Genomic DNA, 17,283 nt, shown 5'->3' with positions numbered 1-17,283 from the left:
TGTCGCCCCCATCGGGAGCAAGCTCCCTCCCACATTCGACTGCATTCCAAAGCTGGAACCCAGTCAACTGTGGGAGGGGGCTTGCCCCCGATAGCGGTTTCAGCGACTCAGATACATCCGCGTCGTGAGCAAATAAACCGGCAACCCCGACACCAGAATCAACAACGCCGCATACGGCGCCGCCGCCGCGAATTCGATATTCGAGGTGTGCGCCCACACCGCTGTCGCCAGGGTATTCAGCCCGGTTGGGCTGAGCAGTAATGTCGCGGTCAATTCCTTCATCGCATCGAGAAACACCAGCGCGAATGCCGCCCCCAAAGCCGGGAAAATAATCGGCAGGGTCACTCGGCAAAAGGCACTGAACGACGACGCCCCCAACGTGCGTGCAGCCTCTTCCAGCTGCGGTGCCGCCTTGTTCAAGGCCGTCCGGATCGGCGCCTGGGCCAGCGGCAGAAACAGCAGCGCATAGGCAATCAACAGCAGTGCCGACGTCTGGTACAGCGCCGGCACGTAGTGCAAGGCGAAGTACACCAGCGTCAGCGCAATCACCAGGCCGGGCAGGGCGTGCAGCAAGTACGGCAGGCGCTCGGCCCAGAGCGCCAGCGGGCCTTTGTAGCGCACCACCAGCAACCCCACCGGCACCGCGAGTGCCAGGCACAGTGCCGCACCGCCCAGCGACAGCGCCAGGGAGGACAGCAGCGCCTCACCAATCTCGGCCACCGGGAACGCGGCCGACGAGCCCACCGCCAGCCAATAGCCGAGCATCCCCAGCGGAATGCCGCTGCCGATGATCGCCAGCGCCAGGCAATACAGCTGCCCCAATGGCGCCCACTTGCCCAGTCGGATCTGTTCCGCATGCCGCGCCGCGCCCTGGCCGATCCGCACATGTCGGCCCTTGCCGCGCACGCGCAGTTCCAGCCACAGCAGCGTCAGGCACATTGCCAGCAACACCGCCGACAGCATCGCTGCATTGGCGTTGCTGAATTCCAGTTCGAATTGCTGATAGATGGCCGTAGTAAAGGTCTGCAGGCCGATGATCGACAGCGCGCCGAATTCCACCAGCATATGCAGCGCGATCAACAATGCCCCGGCCAACAGCGACGGCCACAGCAAGGGCAGGGTGATGCGCCGGAACACGCCCCAGCGATTCAGCCCCAGGGTGCGCGCGGACTCTTCGAGGGAGGGGTCGAGATTGCGCAGGGTCGCCGCCACCGGCAGAAACACCAGCGGGTATTTCGACAGGGTCATCACCAGGATCGCCCCGCCGAGCCCTTCGAAGTTAGCGCTCAGCGACACCCAGGTGAAGCCGCTGACAAACGCCGGCACCGCAAACGGCAGGCACAGGATCACGCCCCAGAGACGGCGCCCCGGCAGGTTGCTGCGCTCCAGCAGCCAGGCGAGGGATAGGCCGATCACGCCGCACGCCAGCGTCACCCCGACCATCAGCGCCAGGGTGTTGCGCAGCAGCCCGAACACATACGGGCGCCACAGCAGATGCACGGCCTCCGCCCAGCCCGCTTGCCAGGCCTTGAGCCCGACATACGCCAGCGGCAACAGGCTCAAGCCCACCAGGAGCAGCACAGGCAGCAACAGCCAGATCGACGGGCGCTTGCGTCGCGGGCTGTAGCCCCCGCGCAGGGCGGCAGCGCAGAGCGATGGGTTCATCAGTTCAGGCCAACGTCACGTTCCAGGTCCAGGGCTTCTTGCGCGTTGCCCAGGTCGGCGGGGGTGACTTTCGGTGGCTGCAGCTCGCTGAACGGCTTCAGGCCGCGACTGGACTCCATGCCCTTGCGCAGCGGGTATTCGGCCGAGGTGTTGGTGATTACGCGCTGGCCTTCTTCGCTGACCATGAACGCCAGCAGTTGCTGGGCTTCTTGCGGGTGCTTGCTGGATTTCAGTGCGGCAGCGGAAGACACGGTGATCAGGCCGCCGGCATCGCCGTTGGTGAAGTAGTGCAGTTGCGAGTCCAGGTTGGTTTTTTCCTTCTTCAGGGCAAACCAGTAGTAGTTGTTCACCAGCACGCTGGCGACTTCGCCGTTTTCCACGGCTTTGAGGGCGACCATATTGTTGCTGTACACCTTGCCGAAGGCGCGCAGGCCGGTCAGCCATTCTTCGGCGGCTTCGCGACCGTGCAGCTTGATGATCGCCACGGCTTGCTCCTGGAACGCGCCGCTGGTGGGCACGAAGCCGACCTTGCCTTGCCATTCGGGGCGGGCGAAATCCAGGACCGACTTGGGCAGGTCTTTCTCGGCAATCAGTTTCGGGTTGAAGGCCACGACGCGGGTGCGCGCGGTCACGCCCATCCAGTCACCCTGGCTGCCGATGTAATCCTTGGGCAATACCTCGAGGGTGCCGGCGTCGATTTTCGCCAGCAGGCCTTGCTCGCCGAGTTTGTTCAACGGCGGCGATTCTTCGGTGTAGATCACATCGGCCGGGGAGCGCGCGCCTTCTTCGACGACCTGGCTGGCCAGTTGGTTGCTGCTGCCTTTGCGCACGTTGACGTGAATGCCGGTCTTGGCTTCGAAGGCTTTGGCGAGTTCATCGCCGACTTCTTTGTGTTGGCCGTTGTACAGGGTCAGGGCAACCTTGTCGGCGCAATAGGCGGTGGGCGAGAGCAGGGTCAGGCCGAGCAGAGTGAGGCTAAGGCCACGCAGAAGGGATGTCTTGAGATGGGTGCCACGGATCATCATCCGGAAGTTTCCTCGCTTGAGTGCAACAAATCGTTGCAAGAATAAACGATAAAGCTTCTCAAGTGCGGATGAAGGAGAAATCCATGGGGCGGTTTTCACACCCCGGAAACGAAAAAACCCGCTTTCGCGGGTTTGATCTGAATTTGGTGCCCAGGAGAAGACTCGAACTTCCACGACCTTGCGATCACCAGCACCTGAAGCTGGCGTGTCTACCAATTTCACCACCTGGGCATTATCAAGCAACGTTGCCGCTGTTGATGGAGCGAACTATACGGAGCGCTTTTTGATCTGTAAACCCCTGATTCGAAAATATAAATCAGTTTTTCGTTAAGAATCAAAGGACTGTAACGCAAAAACCCGCTTTCGCGGGTTTCTGGATAACTCAAGGCTGACCTCGAGTTTTGAATTGGTGCCCAGAAGAAGACTCGAACTTCCACGACCTTGCGGTCACCAGCACCTGAAGCTGGCGTGTCTACCAATTTCACCATCTGGGCAGTATCTTCAACGTTGCCGTCGTCGATGGCGCGCACTATACGGAGTGGCTTTTGAACTGTAAACCCCTGCCATGAAAAAAGCCTGGAAAATTTCGCCAATGGTCGTACAAGGTGCGTGTTGGCGGTCACAAAGTGCTTTAAAACGCTTGTTGACGCCTGAAATTTCCCGTTTCAATACGCGTATGCCAAACTAACCCGCATATAGACAAGGTGAAAACTCTCTAATGGCCGATTGGCAGTCCCTCGATCCCGAGGCCGCTCGTGAAGCGGAAAAATATGAAAACCCTATTCCTAGCCGCGAACTGATCCTGGCGCATCTCGCCGATCGTGGTTCGCCTGCTAGCCGCGAGCAGCTGGTTGAAGAATTCGGTCTGACCACCGAAGACCAGCTCGAAGCCCTGCGCCGCCGTCTGCGTGCCATGGAGCGCGATGCTCAGTTGATCTACACCCGCCGTGGCACCTATGCGCCCGTGGACAAGCTCGACCTGATCCTGGGTCGCATTGCCGGCCACCGTGACGGCTTTGGCTTCCTGATCCCGGATGACGGCAGCGACGACCTGTTCATGAGCCCGGCGCAAATGCGCCTGGTGTTCGATGGCGACCGTGCGCTGGCGCGCGTGTCGGGCCTGGACCGTCGCGGCCGCCGTGAAGGCGTGATCGTCGAAGTGGTGTCCCGTGCCCATGAGTCCATCGTCGGGCGTTACTTCGAAGAAGGCGGCATCGGCTTCGTCATTCCGGACAACCCGAAGGTCCAGCAGGAAGTGCTGGTGACCCCGGGCCGCAATGGCGCGGCCAAGGTCGGTCAGTTCGTGGAGGTGAAAATCACCCACTGGCCGACCCCGCGCTTCCAGCCTCAGGGCGATATCATCGAAGTGGTCGGCAACTACATGGCGCCGGGCATGGAAATCGACGTCGCGCTGCGCACCTACGATATTCCTCACGTCTGGCCCGAAGCTGTGCTCAAGGAAGCCGCCAAGCTCAAGCCGGAAGTCGAAGAGAAGGACAAGGAAAAGCGCATCGACCTGCGCCATCTGCCGTTCGTCACCATCGACGGCGAAGACGCCCGCGACTTCGACGATGCGGTGTATTGCGAAGCCAAGCCTGGCAAGTTGCGCCTGTTCTCCGGCGGCTGGAAGTTATACGTGGCGATTGCCGACGTCTCCAGCTACGTGAAGATCGGTTCGGCGCTGGATAACGAAGCCCAGGTGCGCGGCAACTCCGTGTATTTCCCTGAGCGCGTGATCCCGATGCTGCCTGAGCAGTTGTCCAACGGCCTGTGCTCGCTGAACCCGAAAGTCGACCGTTTGGCCATGGTGTGCGAGATGACCCTCTCGAAAACCGGCGAAATGACCGACTACCAGTTCTACGAAGCGGTGATCCACTCTCAGGCGCGCCTGACCTACAACAAGGTCAGCACCATCCTGGAAACGCCGAAGACCAGCGAAGCCAAGGCCCTGCGTACCGAATACGCCGGTGTGGTGCCGCATCTCAAGCAGCTGTATGCGCTGTACAAGGTGCTGCTGGGCGCACGTCATGTGCGTGGCGCGATCGATTTTGAAACCCAGGAAACCCGGATCATCTTCGGTTCCGAGCGCAAGATCGCCGAGATCACCCCGACCACCCGCAACGACGCGCACAAGCTGATCGAGGAATGCATGCTGGCGGCCAACGTGGCCACCGCTGAATTCCTGAAGAAGCACGAAATTCCTGCGCTGTACCGGGTACACGACGGCCCGCCGCCGGAGCGTCTGGAAAAACTGCGCGCCTTCCTCGGCGAGCTCGGCCTGTCCCTGCATAAAGGCAAGGACGGCCCGTCGCCGAAGGATTACCAGGCACTGCTGGCCAGCATCAAGGACCGTCCGGATTTCCACCTGATCCAGACCGTGATGCTGCGTTCGCTGAGCCAGGCGGTGTACAGCGCCGACAATCAGGGCCACTTCGGCCTGAATTACGAGGCGTACACCCACTTCACCTCGCCGATCCGTCGTTACCCGGACTTGCTCACGCACCGTGCGATCCGCAGCGTGATCCACTCCAAGCAGGACACCCCGCACGTCAAGCGCGCCGGTGCCATGACCATTCCGAAGGCGCGGATCTATCCTTACGACGAAGCGGCCCTGGAACAGCTCGGCGAGCAGTGCTCCATGAGCGAGCGCCGTGCCGACGAAGCCACCCGCGACGTCGTGAACTGGCTCAAGTGCGAGTTCATGAAGGACCGCGTGGGCGAGTCGTTCCCTGGCGTGATCACGGCCGTGACCGGCTTTGGCCTGTTTGTCGAACTGACCGATATCTACGTCGAGGGCCTGGTGCATGTCACCGCCTTGCCGGGTGACTACTACCACTTCGATCCTGTGCATCACCGCCTGGCGGGCGAGCGTACCGGTCGCAGTTTCCGCCTGGGCGACACGGTCGAAGTGCGCGTCATGCGCGTCGACCTGGACGAACGCAAGATCGACTTCGAGATGGCCGAAAAAACCATCGCCGCGCCGATCGGCCGTAAAAAACGTGGCAGCGAAACCGCCGCGCCGGCCACCCAAGGCAAGGGCGCTCCTGCGAAGGCCGCGGTTGCCGAGCCTGCGCCGGCCAAGGCCGGTCGTCGTCCGGCGGCCAAGGACAAGGTTCCCGAGGCCTACCGCCCAAGCGACGCAGCGGCGAAAAACGCCGAACTGCGCAGAAGCCGTGAGTTGAAGCAGCAGTTGCTCAACGAAGCCAAAAGCGGTGGTAAAGCGGCGTCTGGGGGAAAGCCCCACACGGCGGAAAAGCCGTCGAGCAAGCCCAGTAAACACCGTAAAGGCCCGCCAAAAGCGGGTTCGGTCCCCGCGAAAAGCGGCGGGTCGCGTAAACCTAAGGCCAAGTCATGAGTCTGGAAAAAATCTACGGCGTCCACGCCGTAGAAGCACTGCTGCGTCATCACCCTAAGCGCGTCAAACAGGTTTGGCTGGCGGAAGGTCGCAGCGAGCCGCGCGTGCAGGCGCTGGTCGAGTTGGCCAACGAAAACCGTGTGGCGATCGGCCAGGCCGAGCGTCGCGAAATGGACGTGTGGGTTGAAGGCGTCCACCAGGGCGTCGTCGCGGATGTCAGCCCGAGCCAGGTGTGGGGCGAGGCCATGCTCGACGAACTGCTCGACCGAACCGAAGGCGCACCGCTGTTGCTGGTGCTGGACGGCGTGACCGACCCGCATAACCTCGGCGCCTGCCTGCGTTCTGCGGATGCTGCCGGTGCGCTGGCGGTGATCGTGCCCAAGGACAAGTCGGCCACGTTGACGCCGGTTGTGCGTAAAGTCGCATGCGGCGCGGCGGAAGTGATTCCGTTGGTGGCCGTGACCAACCTCGCGCGCACCCTGGAGAAACTCCAGCAGCGCGGCCTGTGGGTCGTGGGCACGGCGGGGGAGGCCGAGGTCAGCATTTATGACCAGGACCTCACCGGACCGACCATCCTGATCATGGGCGCCGAAGGCAAGGGCATGCGTCGCCTGACTCGCGAGCATTGCGATTACCTGGTTCATCTGCCGATGGCTGGCAGCGTCAGCAGTCTCAACGTATCGGTCGCTACCGGCGTGTGCCTGTTCGAAGCCCAGCGCCAGCGCGGTGCGAAGGCCAAGACCAAGAAGTAATGTCGGGCCTGGCATAGATGCAAAATGTGGGAGGGGGCTTGCTCCCGATTGCGGTAGATCAGTTACCTATAATGTGACTGCCTCACCGCAATCGGGAGCAAGCCCTCTCCCACTTTTGTTTTGTGGTGCCTGGAAGATTGTTCAAATAATCACCAATCACCTTGCGCCCTTCCTCCCCCTTCTCTACAATTGCGCCCCTTGCCTTCCTGGCAGGCACCGATGTGCCTCCCTGCGGCAAGATCCATAAGTGTCATTCACTCCTTGTCTGACCGTTTTTGAGCGGCAGGCTACAACCCGTAAGGAGCATTCATGCGTCATTACGAAATCATCTTTTTGGTCCACCCGGATCAAAGCGAGCAAGTCGGCGGCATGGTAGAGCGTTACACCAAGCTGATCGAAGAAGACGGCGGCAAAATCCACCGTCTGGAAGATTGGGGCCGTCGTCAACTGGCCTACGCAATCAACAATGTTCACAAGGCTCACTACGTGATGCTGAACGTTGAATGCACTGGCAAGGCCCTGGCCGAGCTGGAAGACAACTTCCGCTACAACGATGCTGTGATCCGTAACCTGGTCATCCGTCGCGAAGAAGCCGTTACCGGCCAATCCGAGATGCTCAAGGCTGAAGAAAACCGCAGTGAGCGCCGTGAGCGTCGCGACCGTCCTGAGCACGAAGGCGCTGAAAGCGCTGATAGTGATGACAGCGACAACAGCGATAACGCTGACGAGTAATCCACGGACCTTTTAAGGAGCCTATCAAATGGCACGTTTCTTCCGTCGTCGTAAATTCTGCCGCTTCACCGCTGAAGACGTGAAAGAGATCGATTACAAAGATCTCAACACTCTGAAAGCCTACGTATCCGAGACCGGCAAAATCGTTCCAAGCCGTATCACCGGTACCAAAGCACGTTATCAGCGTCAGCTGGCCACCGCTATCAAGCGCGCCCGCTTCCTGGCCCTGCTGGCCTACACCGACAGCCACGGCCGCTGAGACCGGGCAGTCGACAAGTAGTAAGGGATTGAATGCATGCGCGCCTTAGCTGAGTTCATCATGCGCGGTCGCGTGCAGGCCACTCTGGTAGTGGCTGGATGTGCAGCATTGCCGTTGTTGTATTGGTTGGGTGCTGCCGCGGGATGCCTTGTGCTTCTGCGGCGCGGTTTGCAGGATGCCGTTGGCGTCCTGGCCCTGGGGTTGCTGGCCGCCTTGATCTGGTGGCTGCAATTGGGCGAACCCAAAGTGCTTATGGTGCTGCTGGGGTCGTCGAGCCTTGCGTTGGTTTTACGCGCAAGTGAGTCCTGGGTCCGCACGCTGCTGGTCAGCGTGGCATTGGGGTTGGTGTTTTCAGTGTTGCTCGGCGCGGCTTTCCACCCGCAAATCGAGGCGCTGGCGCAAGAGATCGTCAAGGTCCTGCCGCTGGCTCTCGGGGAGCTCTACCAGCAATTGTCGGTAGACGAGCGAGCGCGCCTTGCGGCGCTGATAGCACCGGCCCTGATCGGCCTGATGGCGGTGGTGTTGCAGATTGTCAGTGTGCTGAGCCTGATGCTTGGGCGTTACTGGCAGGCGTTGTTGTACAACCCGGGTGGTTTTGGTCGCGAGTTTCGCAGTATCAGAATCCCCGCGGGCCCGGCGATGTTGCTGCTGGCATGCATGGTGGTCGGACCGAACTTCGGTCCAGAGGCGGCCTTGTTATTGCTGTTTTGCAGCGTACCGCTGGTGTTCTCCGGGCTGGCCCTGATTCACGGGCTGGTGGCGCAGAAGCGCCTGGCCAGGTTCTGGCTGGTGGGGTTGTACGTCACGCTGATGCTGTTCATGCAGCTGATCTATCCGTTACTCGTGGTTTTGGCCATTGTCGACGGCCTGATTGATTTTCGCGGTCGTCTGGCGCCGAAAGACGCCGATAACGCGAACGGTGAAGGTTAAAAGTTAGAGGATTTTCACATGCAACTGATCCTTCTGGAAAAAGTCGCCAACCTGGGCAACCTGGGCGACAAAGTGAACGTTAAGGCCGGCTACGGTCGTAACTACCTGCTGCCATACGGCAAAGCCACCGCTGCAACCGCTGCCAACCTGGCTGCGTTTGAAGAGCGTCGTGCTGAGCTGGAAAAAGCAGCAGCAGACAAAAAAGCTTCGGCCGAAACTCGCGCTGCCCAACTGGCTGAGCTGGAAGTGACTATCACTGCCACCGCCGGTGACGAAGGCAAGCTGTTCGGTTCGATCGGCACCCACGACATCGCTGACGCACTGACCGCCTCTGGCGTTGAAGTTGCGAAAAGCGAAGTTCGTCTGCCGAACGGCACCATCCGCAACGTAGGTGAATTCGACGTAGCCGTGCACCTGCACGCTGAAGTTGAAGCCACTGTACGCGTTGTCGTGGTAGCAGCTTAAGTCGCACCTAACTGACTGGCACCTCGCGTGCCAGGCGGTTAACATCGGGCACGATCCTGTTTACAGGTCGTGCCTTTTGTTTTTTTCACACCCCCTAATTCCAAGTGGCCATGAACGATATTTCAGCTCCTGAGCAATACGATCTGCAAACCGCTGCCCTGAAGGTGCCGCCGCATTCCATCGAGGCCGAACAGGCCGTGCTCGGTGGTTTGATGCTGGACAACAACGCCTGGGAACGCGTGCTGGATCAAGTCTCGGACGGTGATTTCTATCGTCATGACCACCGCCTGATCTTCCGCGCCATCGCCAAGCTGGCCGACCAGAACTCACCGATCGACGTGGTGACCCTGGCCGAGCAGCTGGACAAGGAAGGCCAGACCTCCCAGGTCGGCGGCCTGGGCTACCTCGGTGAGTTGGCCAAAAACACGCCGTCCGTCGCCAACATCAAGGCATATGCCCAGATCGTTCGCGAGCGCGCCACTTTGCGCCAGTTGATCGGCATCAGCACCGAAATCGCCGACAGCGCCTTCAACCCCGAAGGTCGCAGCGCCGCCGAGATCCTTGATGAGGCCGAGCGCCAGATCTTCCAGATCGCCGAAGCCCGGCCGAAGACCGGCGGCCCGGTCAGCGTCAACGACCTGCTGACCAAGGCCATCGACCGCATCGATACGCTGTTCAACACCGACAACGCCATCACCGGCATCTCCACCGGCTACACCGACCTCGACGAGAAGACCAGCGGCCTGCAGCCGTCCGACCTGATCATCGTCGCCGGCCGTCCATCCATGGGTAAAACCACCTTTGCGATGAACCTGGTGGAAAACGCCGTGTTGCGCAGTGACAAGACCGTGCTGGTGTACTCCCTGGAGATGCCAGGCGAATCGCTGATCATGCGGATGCTCTCGTCCCTGGGCCGTATCGACCAGACCAAAGTACGCGCCGGTCGCCTGGAAGACGACGATTGGCCGCGCCTGACCTCGGCGGTCAACCTGCTCAACGACCGCAAGCTGTTCATCGATGACACCGCGGGCATCAGCCCGTCGGAGATGCGCGCGCGTACCCGCCGCCTGGTGCGTGAACACGGCGATATCGCCCTGATCATGATCGACTACCTGCAACTGATGCAGATCCCGGGTTCCAGCGGCGACAACCGGACCAACGAGATTTCCGAGATCTCCCGGTCCTTGAAAGCCCTGGCCAAGGAATTCAACTGCCCGGTGGTGGCGCTGTCGCAGCTCAACCGTTCCCTGGAACAACGTCCCAACAAGCGCCCGGTGAACTCCGACTTGCGTGAATCCGGAGCGATCGAGCAGGATGCCGACGTGATCATGTTCGTCTACCGTGACGAGGTGTATCACCCGGAGACCGAGCACAAAGGCATTGCCGAAATCATCATCGGCAAGCAGCGGAACGGCCCGATCGGCTTTATCCGCCTGGCGTTCATCGGCAAATACACGCGTTTCGAGAACCTTGCGCCGGGCAGTTACAACTTCGACGACGACGAATAATCCTTCTGTTCAATTCCTACTGTTATCGTCGGAATTGGTCAAAATTTGTGCTATATTCCGCGCCCGCGATTTTTCATCTCAACACCGGTCACCGTCATGCAAACAGCCAAGCCGTTATTTGACTATCCCAAGTACTGGGCCGAATGTTTCGGTCCTGCGCCATTCCTGCCGATGAGCAGGGAGGAGATGGATCAGCTTGGCTGGGATTCCTGCGACATCATCATCGTCACCGGTGATGCCTACGTTGACCATCCGTCGTTCGGCATGGCGATCATCGGCCGGCTGCTGGAGTCCCAGGGCTTCCGCGTCGGGATCATTGCCCAGCCGAACTGGCAGTCCAAAGACGACTTCATGAAGCTCGGCGAGCCGAACCTGTTCTTCGGCGTCGCGGCCGGCAACATGGACTCGATGATCAACCGCTACACCGCCGACAAGAAAATCCGCTCCGACGACGCCTACACCCCTGGCGGCATGGCCGGCAAACGCCCGGACCGCGCGAGCCTGGTGTACAGCCAGCGGTGCAAGGAAGCCTACAAGAACGTGCCGATCGTGCTCGGTGGCATCGAAGCGTCCCTGCGCCGCATCGCCCACTACGACTACTGGCAGGACCGGGTGCGCAATTCGATCCTGATCGACGCCACCGCCGACATCCTGCTGTACGGCAACGCCGAGCGGGCCATCGTCGAAGTGGCCCAGCGCCTGTCGTGGGGCCACAAGATCGAAGACATCACCGATGTGCGCGGCACTGCGTTCATTCGCCGTGATACGCCCGAAGGCTGGTATGAGGTGGACTCCACCCGTATCGACCGTCCGGGCAAGGTCGACAAGATCATCAACCCATACGTGAATACCCAGGACACCCAGGCCTGCGCCATCGAGCAGGAAAAGGGGCCGGTTGAAGATCCGCAGGAAGCCAAGGTCGTGCAGATCCTGGCCAGCCCGCGCATGACCCGTGAGAAGACCGTGATCCGCCTGCCATCGGTGGAAAAAGTCCGTGGTGACGCGGTGCTTTATGCCCACGCCAACCGCGTGTTGCACCTGGAAACCAACCCAGGCAACGCCCGGGCCCTGGTGCAGAAACACGGCGAAGTGGACGTGTGGTTCAACCCGCCGCCCATTCCGATGACCACCGAAGAAATGGACTACGTGTTTGGCATGCCTTACGCACGTGTCCCGCACCCGGCGTATGGCAAGGAAAAAATCCCGGCCTACGACATGATCCGTTTCTCGGTGAACATCATGCGCGGCTGCTTCGGCGGCTGTACCTTCTGCTCGATCACCGAGCACGAAGGCCGCATCATCCAGAACCGTTCCGAAGAGTCGATCATTCGCGAGATCGAAGAAATCCGCGACAAGGTTCCGGGTTTCACCGGCGTGATTTCCGACCTCGGCGGCCCGACCGCGAACATGTACCGCATCGCCTGCAAGAGCCCGGAAATCGAATCCGCGTGCCGCAAGCCGTCGTGCGTGTTCCCTGGCATCTGCCCGAACCTGAACACCGACCACTCGTCGCTGATCCAGTTGTATCGCAGCGCCCGTGCGTTGCCGGGTGTGAAGAAGATCCTGATCGCCTCCGGCCTGCGCTACGACCTGGCCGTTGAGTCGCCGGAGTATGTGAAGGAACTGGTCACCCACCACGTCGGTGGTTACCTGAAGATCGCCCCGGAACACACCGAGGAAGGTCCGCTCAACCAGATGATGAAACCGGGCATCGGCAGCTATGACAAGTTCAAGCGCATGTTCGAGAAGTACACCAAGGAAGCGGGCAAGGAGCAGTACCTGATCCCGTACTTCATCGCCGCCCACCCTGGCACCACCGATGAAGACATGATGAACCTGGCCCTGTGGCTCAAGGGCAACGGTTTCCGCGCCGACCAGGTGCAAGCGTTCTACCCGTCGCCGATGGCCACCGCCACCGCGATGTACCACTCGGGCAAGAACCCGCTGCGCAAGGTCACCTACAAGAGCGACGCGGTGACCATCGTCAAGAGCGAAGAACAGCGCCGTCTGCACAAGGCGTTCCTGCGCTACCACGACCCGAAAGGCTGGCCGATGCTGCGCGAAGCACTGACCCGCATGGGCCGCGCCGACCTGATCGGGCCGGGCAAGGATCAACTGATCCCGTTGCACCAGCCGGCCACCGACAGCTACCAGAGCGCGCGTCGCAAGAACTCGACGCCGGCCGGCAGCCATAAGGTCGCCAAGGAAACCACCACCAGGATCCTCACCCAGCACACCGGCCTGCCGCCCCGTGGCAGCGACGGCAGCAACCCGTGGGACAAGCGCGAGCAAGCCAAGGCCGCGGCCATGGCGCGCAACAAGCAGGCCGCCAAGGAACGCGCGGATGCGGCCAAGGGCAAGGGCGGCAAGCCAGCCCGCAAGCCGGTGGTACCGCGTTGATCGTTGCCTGAATATGCCAAACGCCAGCCTCGTGCTGGCGTTTTGCTTTCTAGCCGGTGGGGAGTCTGTTTGTTAAGGTGGCGGCCATTAAATCGCTATCGGGAGCAAGCCGAATCGTCGCACCGGCCCTCCCACATTTTGAATGTATTCACACTTCAAATGTGGGAGGGGGCTTGCCCCCGATGGCGTCAGTCCAGTCCCCAACTTTTCAAGGAAGAACACCCCCATGAGCAACCCCCTGCTCAACATCGGCATGGACTCCAACCGCTCGCAGTTCATGGCGCGCCAGCGCATCGAGAGTGAAGTCGACCTGCCTCGGCTGTTTGCCATCATCGACGCCGACCCCGGCATCGTCGGCGCGGGCGTGGTGTATATCGACGCCGACTTCAACGTCGTGACCCTGCGCGAGTTCAAGCCGATCTGCAGCATTCGACCCAAGCGCATCATTGTGCGCGAGGCGCAGAAATACATCGCCCCGGCGCAGTTTGCCGACCAAGTGCTGAACAACCCGCGGGAGTCGCGACTGGTGAGTGAAGCCTTCAACACCACGTTGTCCTGCGGCGGCGCGGTCATTGGCTGGCTGGTGGTGTTGAGCGGCACCATCGCTATCCCGTTCACCGCTGGGGCCAGCACGGTCGTGACGGCCATCGGCTATACCGCCGCCTCGGCGAGCACCGTGTCGTGCCTGGTCGGTGGGTTCCGCACGCGCAACGAAATCGTCAACCCGTCGATGAATGATTACCTGGATAACGAAGAGTGGTACCAGACGGCGACCAAAGTCCTCGACGGTGCCGCCTTGGTCGGCGTGGGCGCCTCGGCGCTGACGACAGTCAAGCTGGTCAACGTCACTCGTGCTGCCACGGGTAAAAGCCTGCGTCAGGTGCTCAAAGGCCTGAACGGGCAGGAGCGGGAGAAACTCACCAAAGAGCTGCTGAAAGTGGCCGACCCGCAAATGTCGAACAAGATGCGCAAGCTGCTGCAACTGAGCGGCGAGTTGCCCAAACGCTTTACGCCGACCCAGCTCAAGCACGCCACCTATGTCCAATTGGGCGATGCCTTCAGTGCGGGGCTGAGCGTCTGGGGCTTGAAGCGTTCGGATAACTACAAACAGGCCAAGACCTTCGCGATTGGCTTGTACGAAGAGGCCGAGTGATGAGTGGTGTTCCTTCGCTTAAACCGTTTTTGCTGGAGCATTTTCCCGCATTCATCGGCGTGATTCTCGCTGGTTGCCTCGGCGGTTCGGCGGCGATTTCCCTGGCGGCCAGCACCTATTTTTCCGACGTGCCCATGGCAACCAATGCCACTGTGTCGTGGTTTGTGGTGATAGCCGCCGCGCTGTTCGTGGCCAACAGCAACTTCCTGGTGGTGCGCGGCCGAGCCTGGGCCGTGTGGGCGATGGTGGCGTTTTTTACGGTGTGCCTGTTGGTCGTGCTGCCGACACTGCTCTACCGGCCGCACTGGTTTATCTATGGTGAAAGCCTGTTCTGGCCATTGCTGGGGTTGTTGCTGATCAACAGCAAGGGCTATCGGTCGATGGTCAAGAAGTTGGTTGAAGTGCGGCGGTTGCGGGAGGCGGCCAAGGCGGGGCTGTAGCCTCGGCACGTGGTTTCAGATTTTGACGTTCTGGCGAATGTTCCAGCCGTATTTGACGGCGCCGCCGTCCTTGCCGCCGTCGGATTTCTGCGGCTGGTAGCTGACTTCGACCGTGGCGAAGTTCAGGGCTATCACCTCAGTCAGCACATCGCTGCTGGTCACCGCGTCGGTTTGGTAGGACGTGACCATCACTTCCTTCAGCGTGATCACCAGATACTCCACGGCATTGCTGCCACCGGCCTTGCGCACCACCAACCGTGCCTCCGGGTAATGCTTGCCGGTGGAGCAGGCCATCATCAGGTTGGGTGAAGACTTGTCCATGACCTTGGAGACAGACAGGTTTTCAATATTGACCTTGCCGGCACCGCCGCCGCTGCCGGTATGCATCGAACCGGTCTGGGACATGCCCCAGCCCCATCGGCTGATCTCGATTTCGTCGCGATGGGCCTGGTCTTTGGACTCGCCCTTGATGTCCCCCAGCTTCAAAAACATATCAGTTGCCATTGTCACTCCCTGTTTTGGTGTGCGCCGGTAGTGGCGCGGGGCGTACTTTTTCTTATTCGGGATATGGCTTACAAGGGGCGGCATCACGATCAGGAAGTGCCTGTCCGGATAAAGCGAAGCTTCTGACATTTTTCGGGGATAGGCAGTCTTTACCCTCTGCGCTCTTGTGAACCTCAGGAGTAAAGGGATGACTTCCAGCGTATTCAGAGACAGTTTCCTCAGTCCCAATTACATGACGCGGCAGCGGCTGGAAAGCAGTATTGATCTGCGCAAGTTATTTGCGGCGATTGATGCTGATCCGGCCATCGTCGGTGCCGGCGTGGTGTACATCGACGCGCAGCTACGGATGGTTGTACTGCGTGAATTTCAGCCGATTTGCAGTATCGCGCCGAAGAATGTGATTTTGCGCGAGGCGCCCAGCTATGTCGGGCGGGTGGAGTTCGCTCGGCAACTGGCGAATGAGCCGCGAGAGTCGCAGGTGGCGTTTGAGGCGGTGAATACAGCTTTGGCGTGTACTTCTGCGGTAATCAGTTGGATCGTGGTACTGAGTGGATCGGCGCTCAGTCCGTTCAGCTTTGGGGTTACTGGGGTGGTAGCTGCGATAAGCTTTACATCAGCAACAGCCAGTTCAATTCAGTGCTTAGTTGGCGGCCAGAGGACTCGCAACGAAATTATTGACCCGGCTCTTAACGATGCTCTGGATAGCGAGCCATGGTATCAGGCTGTGACGATTGGTTTGGATGCTGTTTCGCTACTGGGCGCTAGTGTCTCGGCACTGGCAACTATACGACTGGTTAATGCGACAAGAAAATCTACCGGAAAAACTTTGCCGCAGGTGTTGAAAGGACTGAGTCGTCAAGAGCGAGCAAAGTTGACCCAGGAGTTGTTGAGTATTCGGCACCCGGAAATGACCCGGAAAATGATCAGGTTGAAGCAACTCGCTGGAAAAATGCCAAAGCGTTTTACGCCCGCAGAAGTAAAACAGGGCACTGTTTTGCAGATTCAAGACGCTCTAGGTGCTGCCTTAGGGGTTGCTAGCAGTTCGATGTCTGGGAATATTCGCACTGTCGCGGTCGGAATTTATGAGGAGATGACCGAGTGATATTGCTGCTGCCCCTTCGCCCTTTTCTCAAGCGTTATTTACCCGTGTTTCTCGGGGGGATTTTTTCAAGCATTTTTGCTGGATCTTCCGTAGTGGTGGTAGTGCAAAATTACTATCTCAAAGCCATTTCTTTAGCTATTTCGGCACAAGTAGCGTGGTGGGCATGTGTCGTTCTGGCATGCGCCTTGAGTCTTAGCAACATTATGATTGTCCGTGGGCGACGAGACTGGGTGTGGGTCATGGTTGTCTATTTTGGAGCCTGCCTGGTTACCGCTCTTCCGGCCATTCGTTATTCCCCTCATCTGTTCATCTATGCCGAAAGTTTGTTTTGGCCATTGCTTGGTCTGCTGATTCTCAACAGCAAGCGTCATCGTGAGATGCGTGGGAAGCTTGTTGAACTTCGTTTTAGGCGAAAACGGATACGGAAAATTGCTGACAGGCTACAAAAAAGGTGATTTTGCTTTGATTAATTGGGAGCGTTGCCTCATTCCCGACAACTTACTGTTCGGGAACATCCGGATCGTCGCGGTTGGGCTGTATGAGGATATATCAGAGTGAGACTTCTCGGACGGAAACCTCTCATACCGGTGCGCCCTTTTCTTTTGCGCTACTTTCCCGTGTTTATCGGCGTAATTTTAGCGGGCATCTTCGGCAGTTCTTCTGTTGTTGTGCTGGTGGAAAACTATTATTTACCATCGTTATCGAACGCTGCTGCTGAAAGTGCATGCGTGCTCTTGGCCTGGTTTATCACCCACTGCAATTTCATGATTGCCTACGGGCGACCTGAGTGGGTCTGGGGCATGTATGGCCTTTTCATCGCCTGCCTGTTGGTCGCTGTGCCAGGTTTTCATTTTTCACCGAACCCATTCATTTACGCGGAATGCTTCTTTTGGCCGGTACTCGGCCTGCTGCTGCTTCGCAGCAAACGCCACCGGGAACTGCGTGCCAAATGCGTAGAACTTCGCCATATGCGCGGGAAGGTAAGGGTGGCCA

The 17,283-nt window shown here is 59.6% G+C and carries 16 protein-coding genes and 2 tRNA genes; 13 read left to right on the top strand and 5 right to left on the bottom strand.

The window, feature by feature from the left end:
- Positions 1 to 99 precede the first annotated feature (99 nt).
- From INT12_RS05235 to INT12_RS05220, 4 genes are all read right to left on the bottom strand, one after another.
- A complete protein-coding gene (locus tag INT12_RS05235; protein WP_193040381.1) occupies positions 100 to 1,665 on the bottom strand; it encodes an ABC transporter permease in 1,566 nt (521 codons plus the stop codon).
- Positions 1,665 to 2,690, bottom strand: a complete 1,026-nt coding sequence (locus INT12_RS05230) for an extracellular solute-binding protein (RefSeq protein WP_046384898.1) — start codon at positions 2,688 to 2,690, stop codon at positions 1,665 to 1,667. Before INT12_RS05230 ends, INT12_RS05235 begins: the two co-directional genes overlap by 1 nt.
- Positions 2,691 to 2,834: 144 nt before the next feature.
- Positions 2,835 to 2,921, bottom strand: a tRNA-Leu gene (locus INT12_RS05225).
- Between the two features lie 176 nt (positions 2,922 to 3,097).
- Positions 3,098 to 3,184 (bottom strand) — tRNA-Leu (locus INT12_RS05220).
- Positions 3,185 to 3,408: 224 nt separating this feature from the next.
- Between INT12_RS05220 and rnr the strand changes: the two genes are divergently transcribed.
- The 10 genes from rnr to INT12_RS05170 all read left to right on the top strand — a co-directional run bounded on the left by rnr (position 3,409) and on the right by INT12_RS05170 (position 14,684).
- The gene (rnr, locus tag INT12_RS05215) at positions 3,409 to 6,045 is read left to right on the top strand and encodes a ribonuclease R (RefSeq protein WP_193040382.1); all 2,637 of its coding nucleotides are present in this window, start codon (positions 3,409 to 3,411) and stop codon (positions 6,043 to 6,045) included.
- Positions 6,042 to 6,797 carry a 23S rRNA (guanosine(2251)-2'-O)-methyltransferase RlmB gene (rlmB, locus tag INT12_RS05210; protein WP_046384896.1) on the top strand — a complete coding sequence of 252 codons (756 nt, stop codon included), beginning with the start codon at positions 6,042 to 6,044 and terminating at the stop codon, positions 6,795 to 6,797. Before rnr ends, rlmB begins: the two co-directional genes overlap by 4 nt.
- A 309-nt stretch (positions 6,798 to 7,106) precedes the next feature.
- On the top strand, positions 7,107 to 7,529 hold the full coding sequence (rpsF, locus tag INT12_RS05205; RefSeq protein WP_003217491.1) for a 30S ribosomal protein S6: 423 nt from the start codon (positions 7,107 to 7,109) through the stop codon (positions 7,527 to 7,529).
- Positions 7,530 to 7,557: 28 nt separating this feature from the next.
- Entirely contained in the window at positions 7,558 to 7,788 is a 231-nt protein-coding gene (gene rpsR, locus INT12_RS05200; protein WP_002551829.1) for a 30S ribosomal protein S18, read from the top strand.
- A gap of 36 nt (positions 7,789 to 7,824) precedes the next feature.
- On the top strand, positions 7,825 to 8,718 hold the full coding sequence (locus INT12_RS05195; protein WP_057003678.1) for a hypothetical protein: 894 nt from the start codon (positions 7,825 to 7,827) through the stop codon (positions 8,716 to 8,718).
- Positions 8,719 to 8,736: 18 nt separating this feature from the next.
- Positions 8,737 to 9,183 carry a 50S ribosomal protein L9 gene (gene rplI, locus INT12_RS05190; protein WP_010563337.1) on the top strand — a complete coding sequence of 149 codons (447 nt, stop codon included), beginning with the start codon at positions 8,737 to 8,739 and terminating at the stop codon, positions 9,181 to 9,183.
- Positions 9,184 to 9,293: 110 nt separating this feature from the next.
- Positions 9,294 to 10,691: a replicative DNA helicase gene (gene dnaB, locus INT12_RS05185; RefSeq protein ID WP_017849744.1), complete on the top strand. Its 1,398-nt coding sequence runs from the start codon at positions 9,294 to 9,296 to the stop codon at positions 10,689 to 10,691.
- Positions 10,692 to 10,787: 96 nt separating this feature from the next.
- On the top strand, positions 10,788 to 13,091 hold the full coding sequence (locus INT12_RS05180) for a YgiQ family radical SAM protein (protein WP_026140380.1): 2,304 nt from the start codon (positions 10,788 to 10,790) through the stop codon (positions 13,089 to 13,091).
- 226 nt (positions 13,092 to 13,317) lie between these two features.
- The gene (locus tag INT12_RS05175) at positions 13,318 to 14,244 is read left to right on the top strand and encodes a hypothetical protein (RefSeq protein WP_046384895.1); all 927 of its coding nucleotides are present in this window, start codon (positions 13,318 to 13,320) and stop codon (positions 14,242 to 14,244) included.
- Positions 14,244 to 14,684: a hypothetical protein gene (locus INT12_RS05170; protein WP_193040384.1), complete on the top strand. Its 441-nt coding sequence runs from the start codon at positions 14,244 to 14,246 to the stop codon at positions 14,682 to 14,684. The genes INT12_RS05175 and INT12_RS05170 overlap by 1 nt, the downstream gene beginning before the upstream one ends.
- Positions 14,685 to 14,699: 15 nt before the next feature.
- Here the strand turns inward: INT12_RS05170 and INT12_RS05165 are convergent, their stop codons facing one another.
- A complete protein-coding gene (locus tag INT12_RS05165; RefSeq protein ID WP_046384893.1) occupies positions 14,700 to 15,188 on the bottom strand; it encodes an Hcp family type VI secretion system effector in 489 nt (162 codons plus the stop codon).
- A gap of 187 nt (positions 15,189 to 15,375) precedes the next feature.
- Here INT12_RS05165 and INT12_RS05160 point away from each other — a divergent pair, with 187 nt between their 5' ends.
- The 3 genes from INT12_RS05160 to INT12_RS05150 all read left to right on the top strand — a co-directional run.
- The gene (locus tag INT12_RS05160; RefSeq protein WP_017849739.1) at positions 15,376 to 16,290 is read left to right on the top strand and encodes a hypothetical protein; all 915 of its coding nucleotides are present in this window, start codon (positions 15,376 to 15,378) and stop codon (positions 16,288 to 16,290) included.
- Positions 16,287 to 16,745, top strand: a complete 459-nt coding sequence (locus INT12_RS05155; RefSeq protein ID WP_081610224.1) for a hypothetical protein — start codon at positions 16,287 to 16,289, stop codon at positions 16,743 to 16,745. Before INT12_RS05160 ends, INT12_RS05155 begins: the two co-directional genes overlap by 4 nt.
- 99 nt (positions 16,746 to 16,844) lie before the next feature.
- The coding region (locus INT12_RS05150) for a hypothetical protein (RefSeq protein ID WP_193058776.1) at positions 16,845 to 17,283 on the top strand (439 nt) is incomplete at its 3' end.

It is taken from the genome of Pseudomonas sp. K8 (assembly GCF_014889455.1).
Classification (GTDB): Bacteria; Pseudomonadota; Gammaproteobacteria; order Pseudomonadales; family Pseudomonadaceae; genus Aquipseudomonas; species Aquipseudomonas veronii.
This window is presented reverse-complemented; position numbering and strand designations above follow the sequence as displayed.

Coding starts and splice junctions, on each gene's coding strand:
- INT12_RS05235 (WP_193040381.1), bottom strand. CDS start 1,665: ATGAACCCATCGCTCTGCGCTGCCGCCCTGCGCGGGGGCTACAGCCCG.
- INT12_RS05230 (WP_046384898.1), bottom strand. CDS start 2,690: ATGATGATCCGTGGCACCCATCTCAAGACATCCCTTCTGCGTGGCCTT.
- rnr (WP_193040382.1), top strand. CDS start 3,409: ATGGCCGATTGGCAGTCCCTCGATCCCGAGGCCGCTCGTGAAGCGGAA.
- rlmB (WP_046384896.1), top strand. CDS start 6,042: ATGAGTCTGGAAAAAATCTACGGCGTCCACGCCGTAGAAGCACTGCTG.
- rpsF (WP_003217491.1), top strand. CDS start 7,107: ATGCGTCATTACGAAATCATCTTTTTGGTCCACCCGGATCAAAGCGAG.
- rpsR (WP_002551829.1), top strand. CDS start 7,558: ATGGCACGTTTCTTCCGTCGTCGTAAATTCTGCCGCTTCACCGCTGAA.
- INT12_RS05195 (WP_057003678.1), top strand. CDS start 7,825: ATGCGCGCCTTAGCTGAGTTCATCATGCGCGGTCGCGTGCAGGCCACT.
- rplI (WP_010563337.1), top strand. CDS start 8,737: ATGCAACTGATCCTTCTGGAAAAAGTCGCCAACCTGGGCAACCTGGGC.
- dnaB (WP_017849744.1), top strand. CDS start 9,294: ATGAACGATATTTCAGCTCCTGAGCAATACGATCTGCAAACCGCTGCC.
- INT12_RS05180 (WP_026140380.1), top strand. CDS start 10,788: ATGCAAACAGCCAAGCCGTTATTTGACTATCCCAAGTACTGGGCCGAA.
- INT12_RS05175 (WP_046384895.1), top strand. CDS start 13,318: ATGAGCAACCCCCTGCTCAACATCGGCATGGACTCCAACCGCTCGCAG.
- INT12_RS05170 (WP_193040384.1), top strand. CDS start 14,244: ATGAGTGGTGTTCCTTCGCTTAAACCGTTTTTGCTGGAGCATTTTCCC.
- INT12_RS05165 (WP_046384893.1), bottom strand. CDS start 15,188: ATGGCAACTGATATGTTTTTGAAGCTGGGGGACATCAAGGGCGAGTCC.
- INT12_RS05160 (WP_017849739.1), top strand. CDS start 15,376: ATGACTTCCAGCGTATTCAGAGACAGTTTCCTCAGTCCCAATTACATG.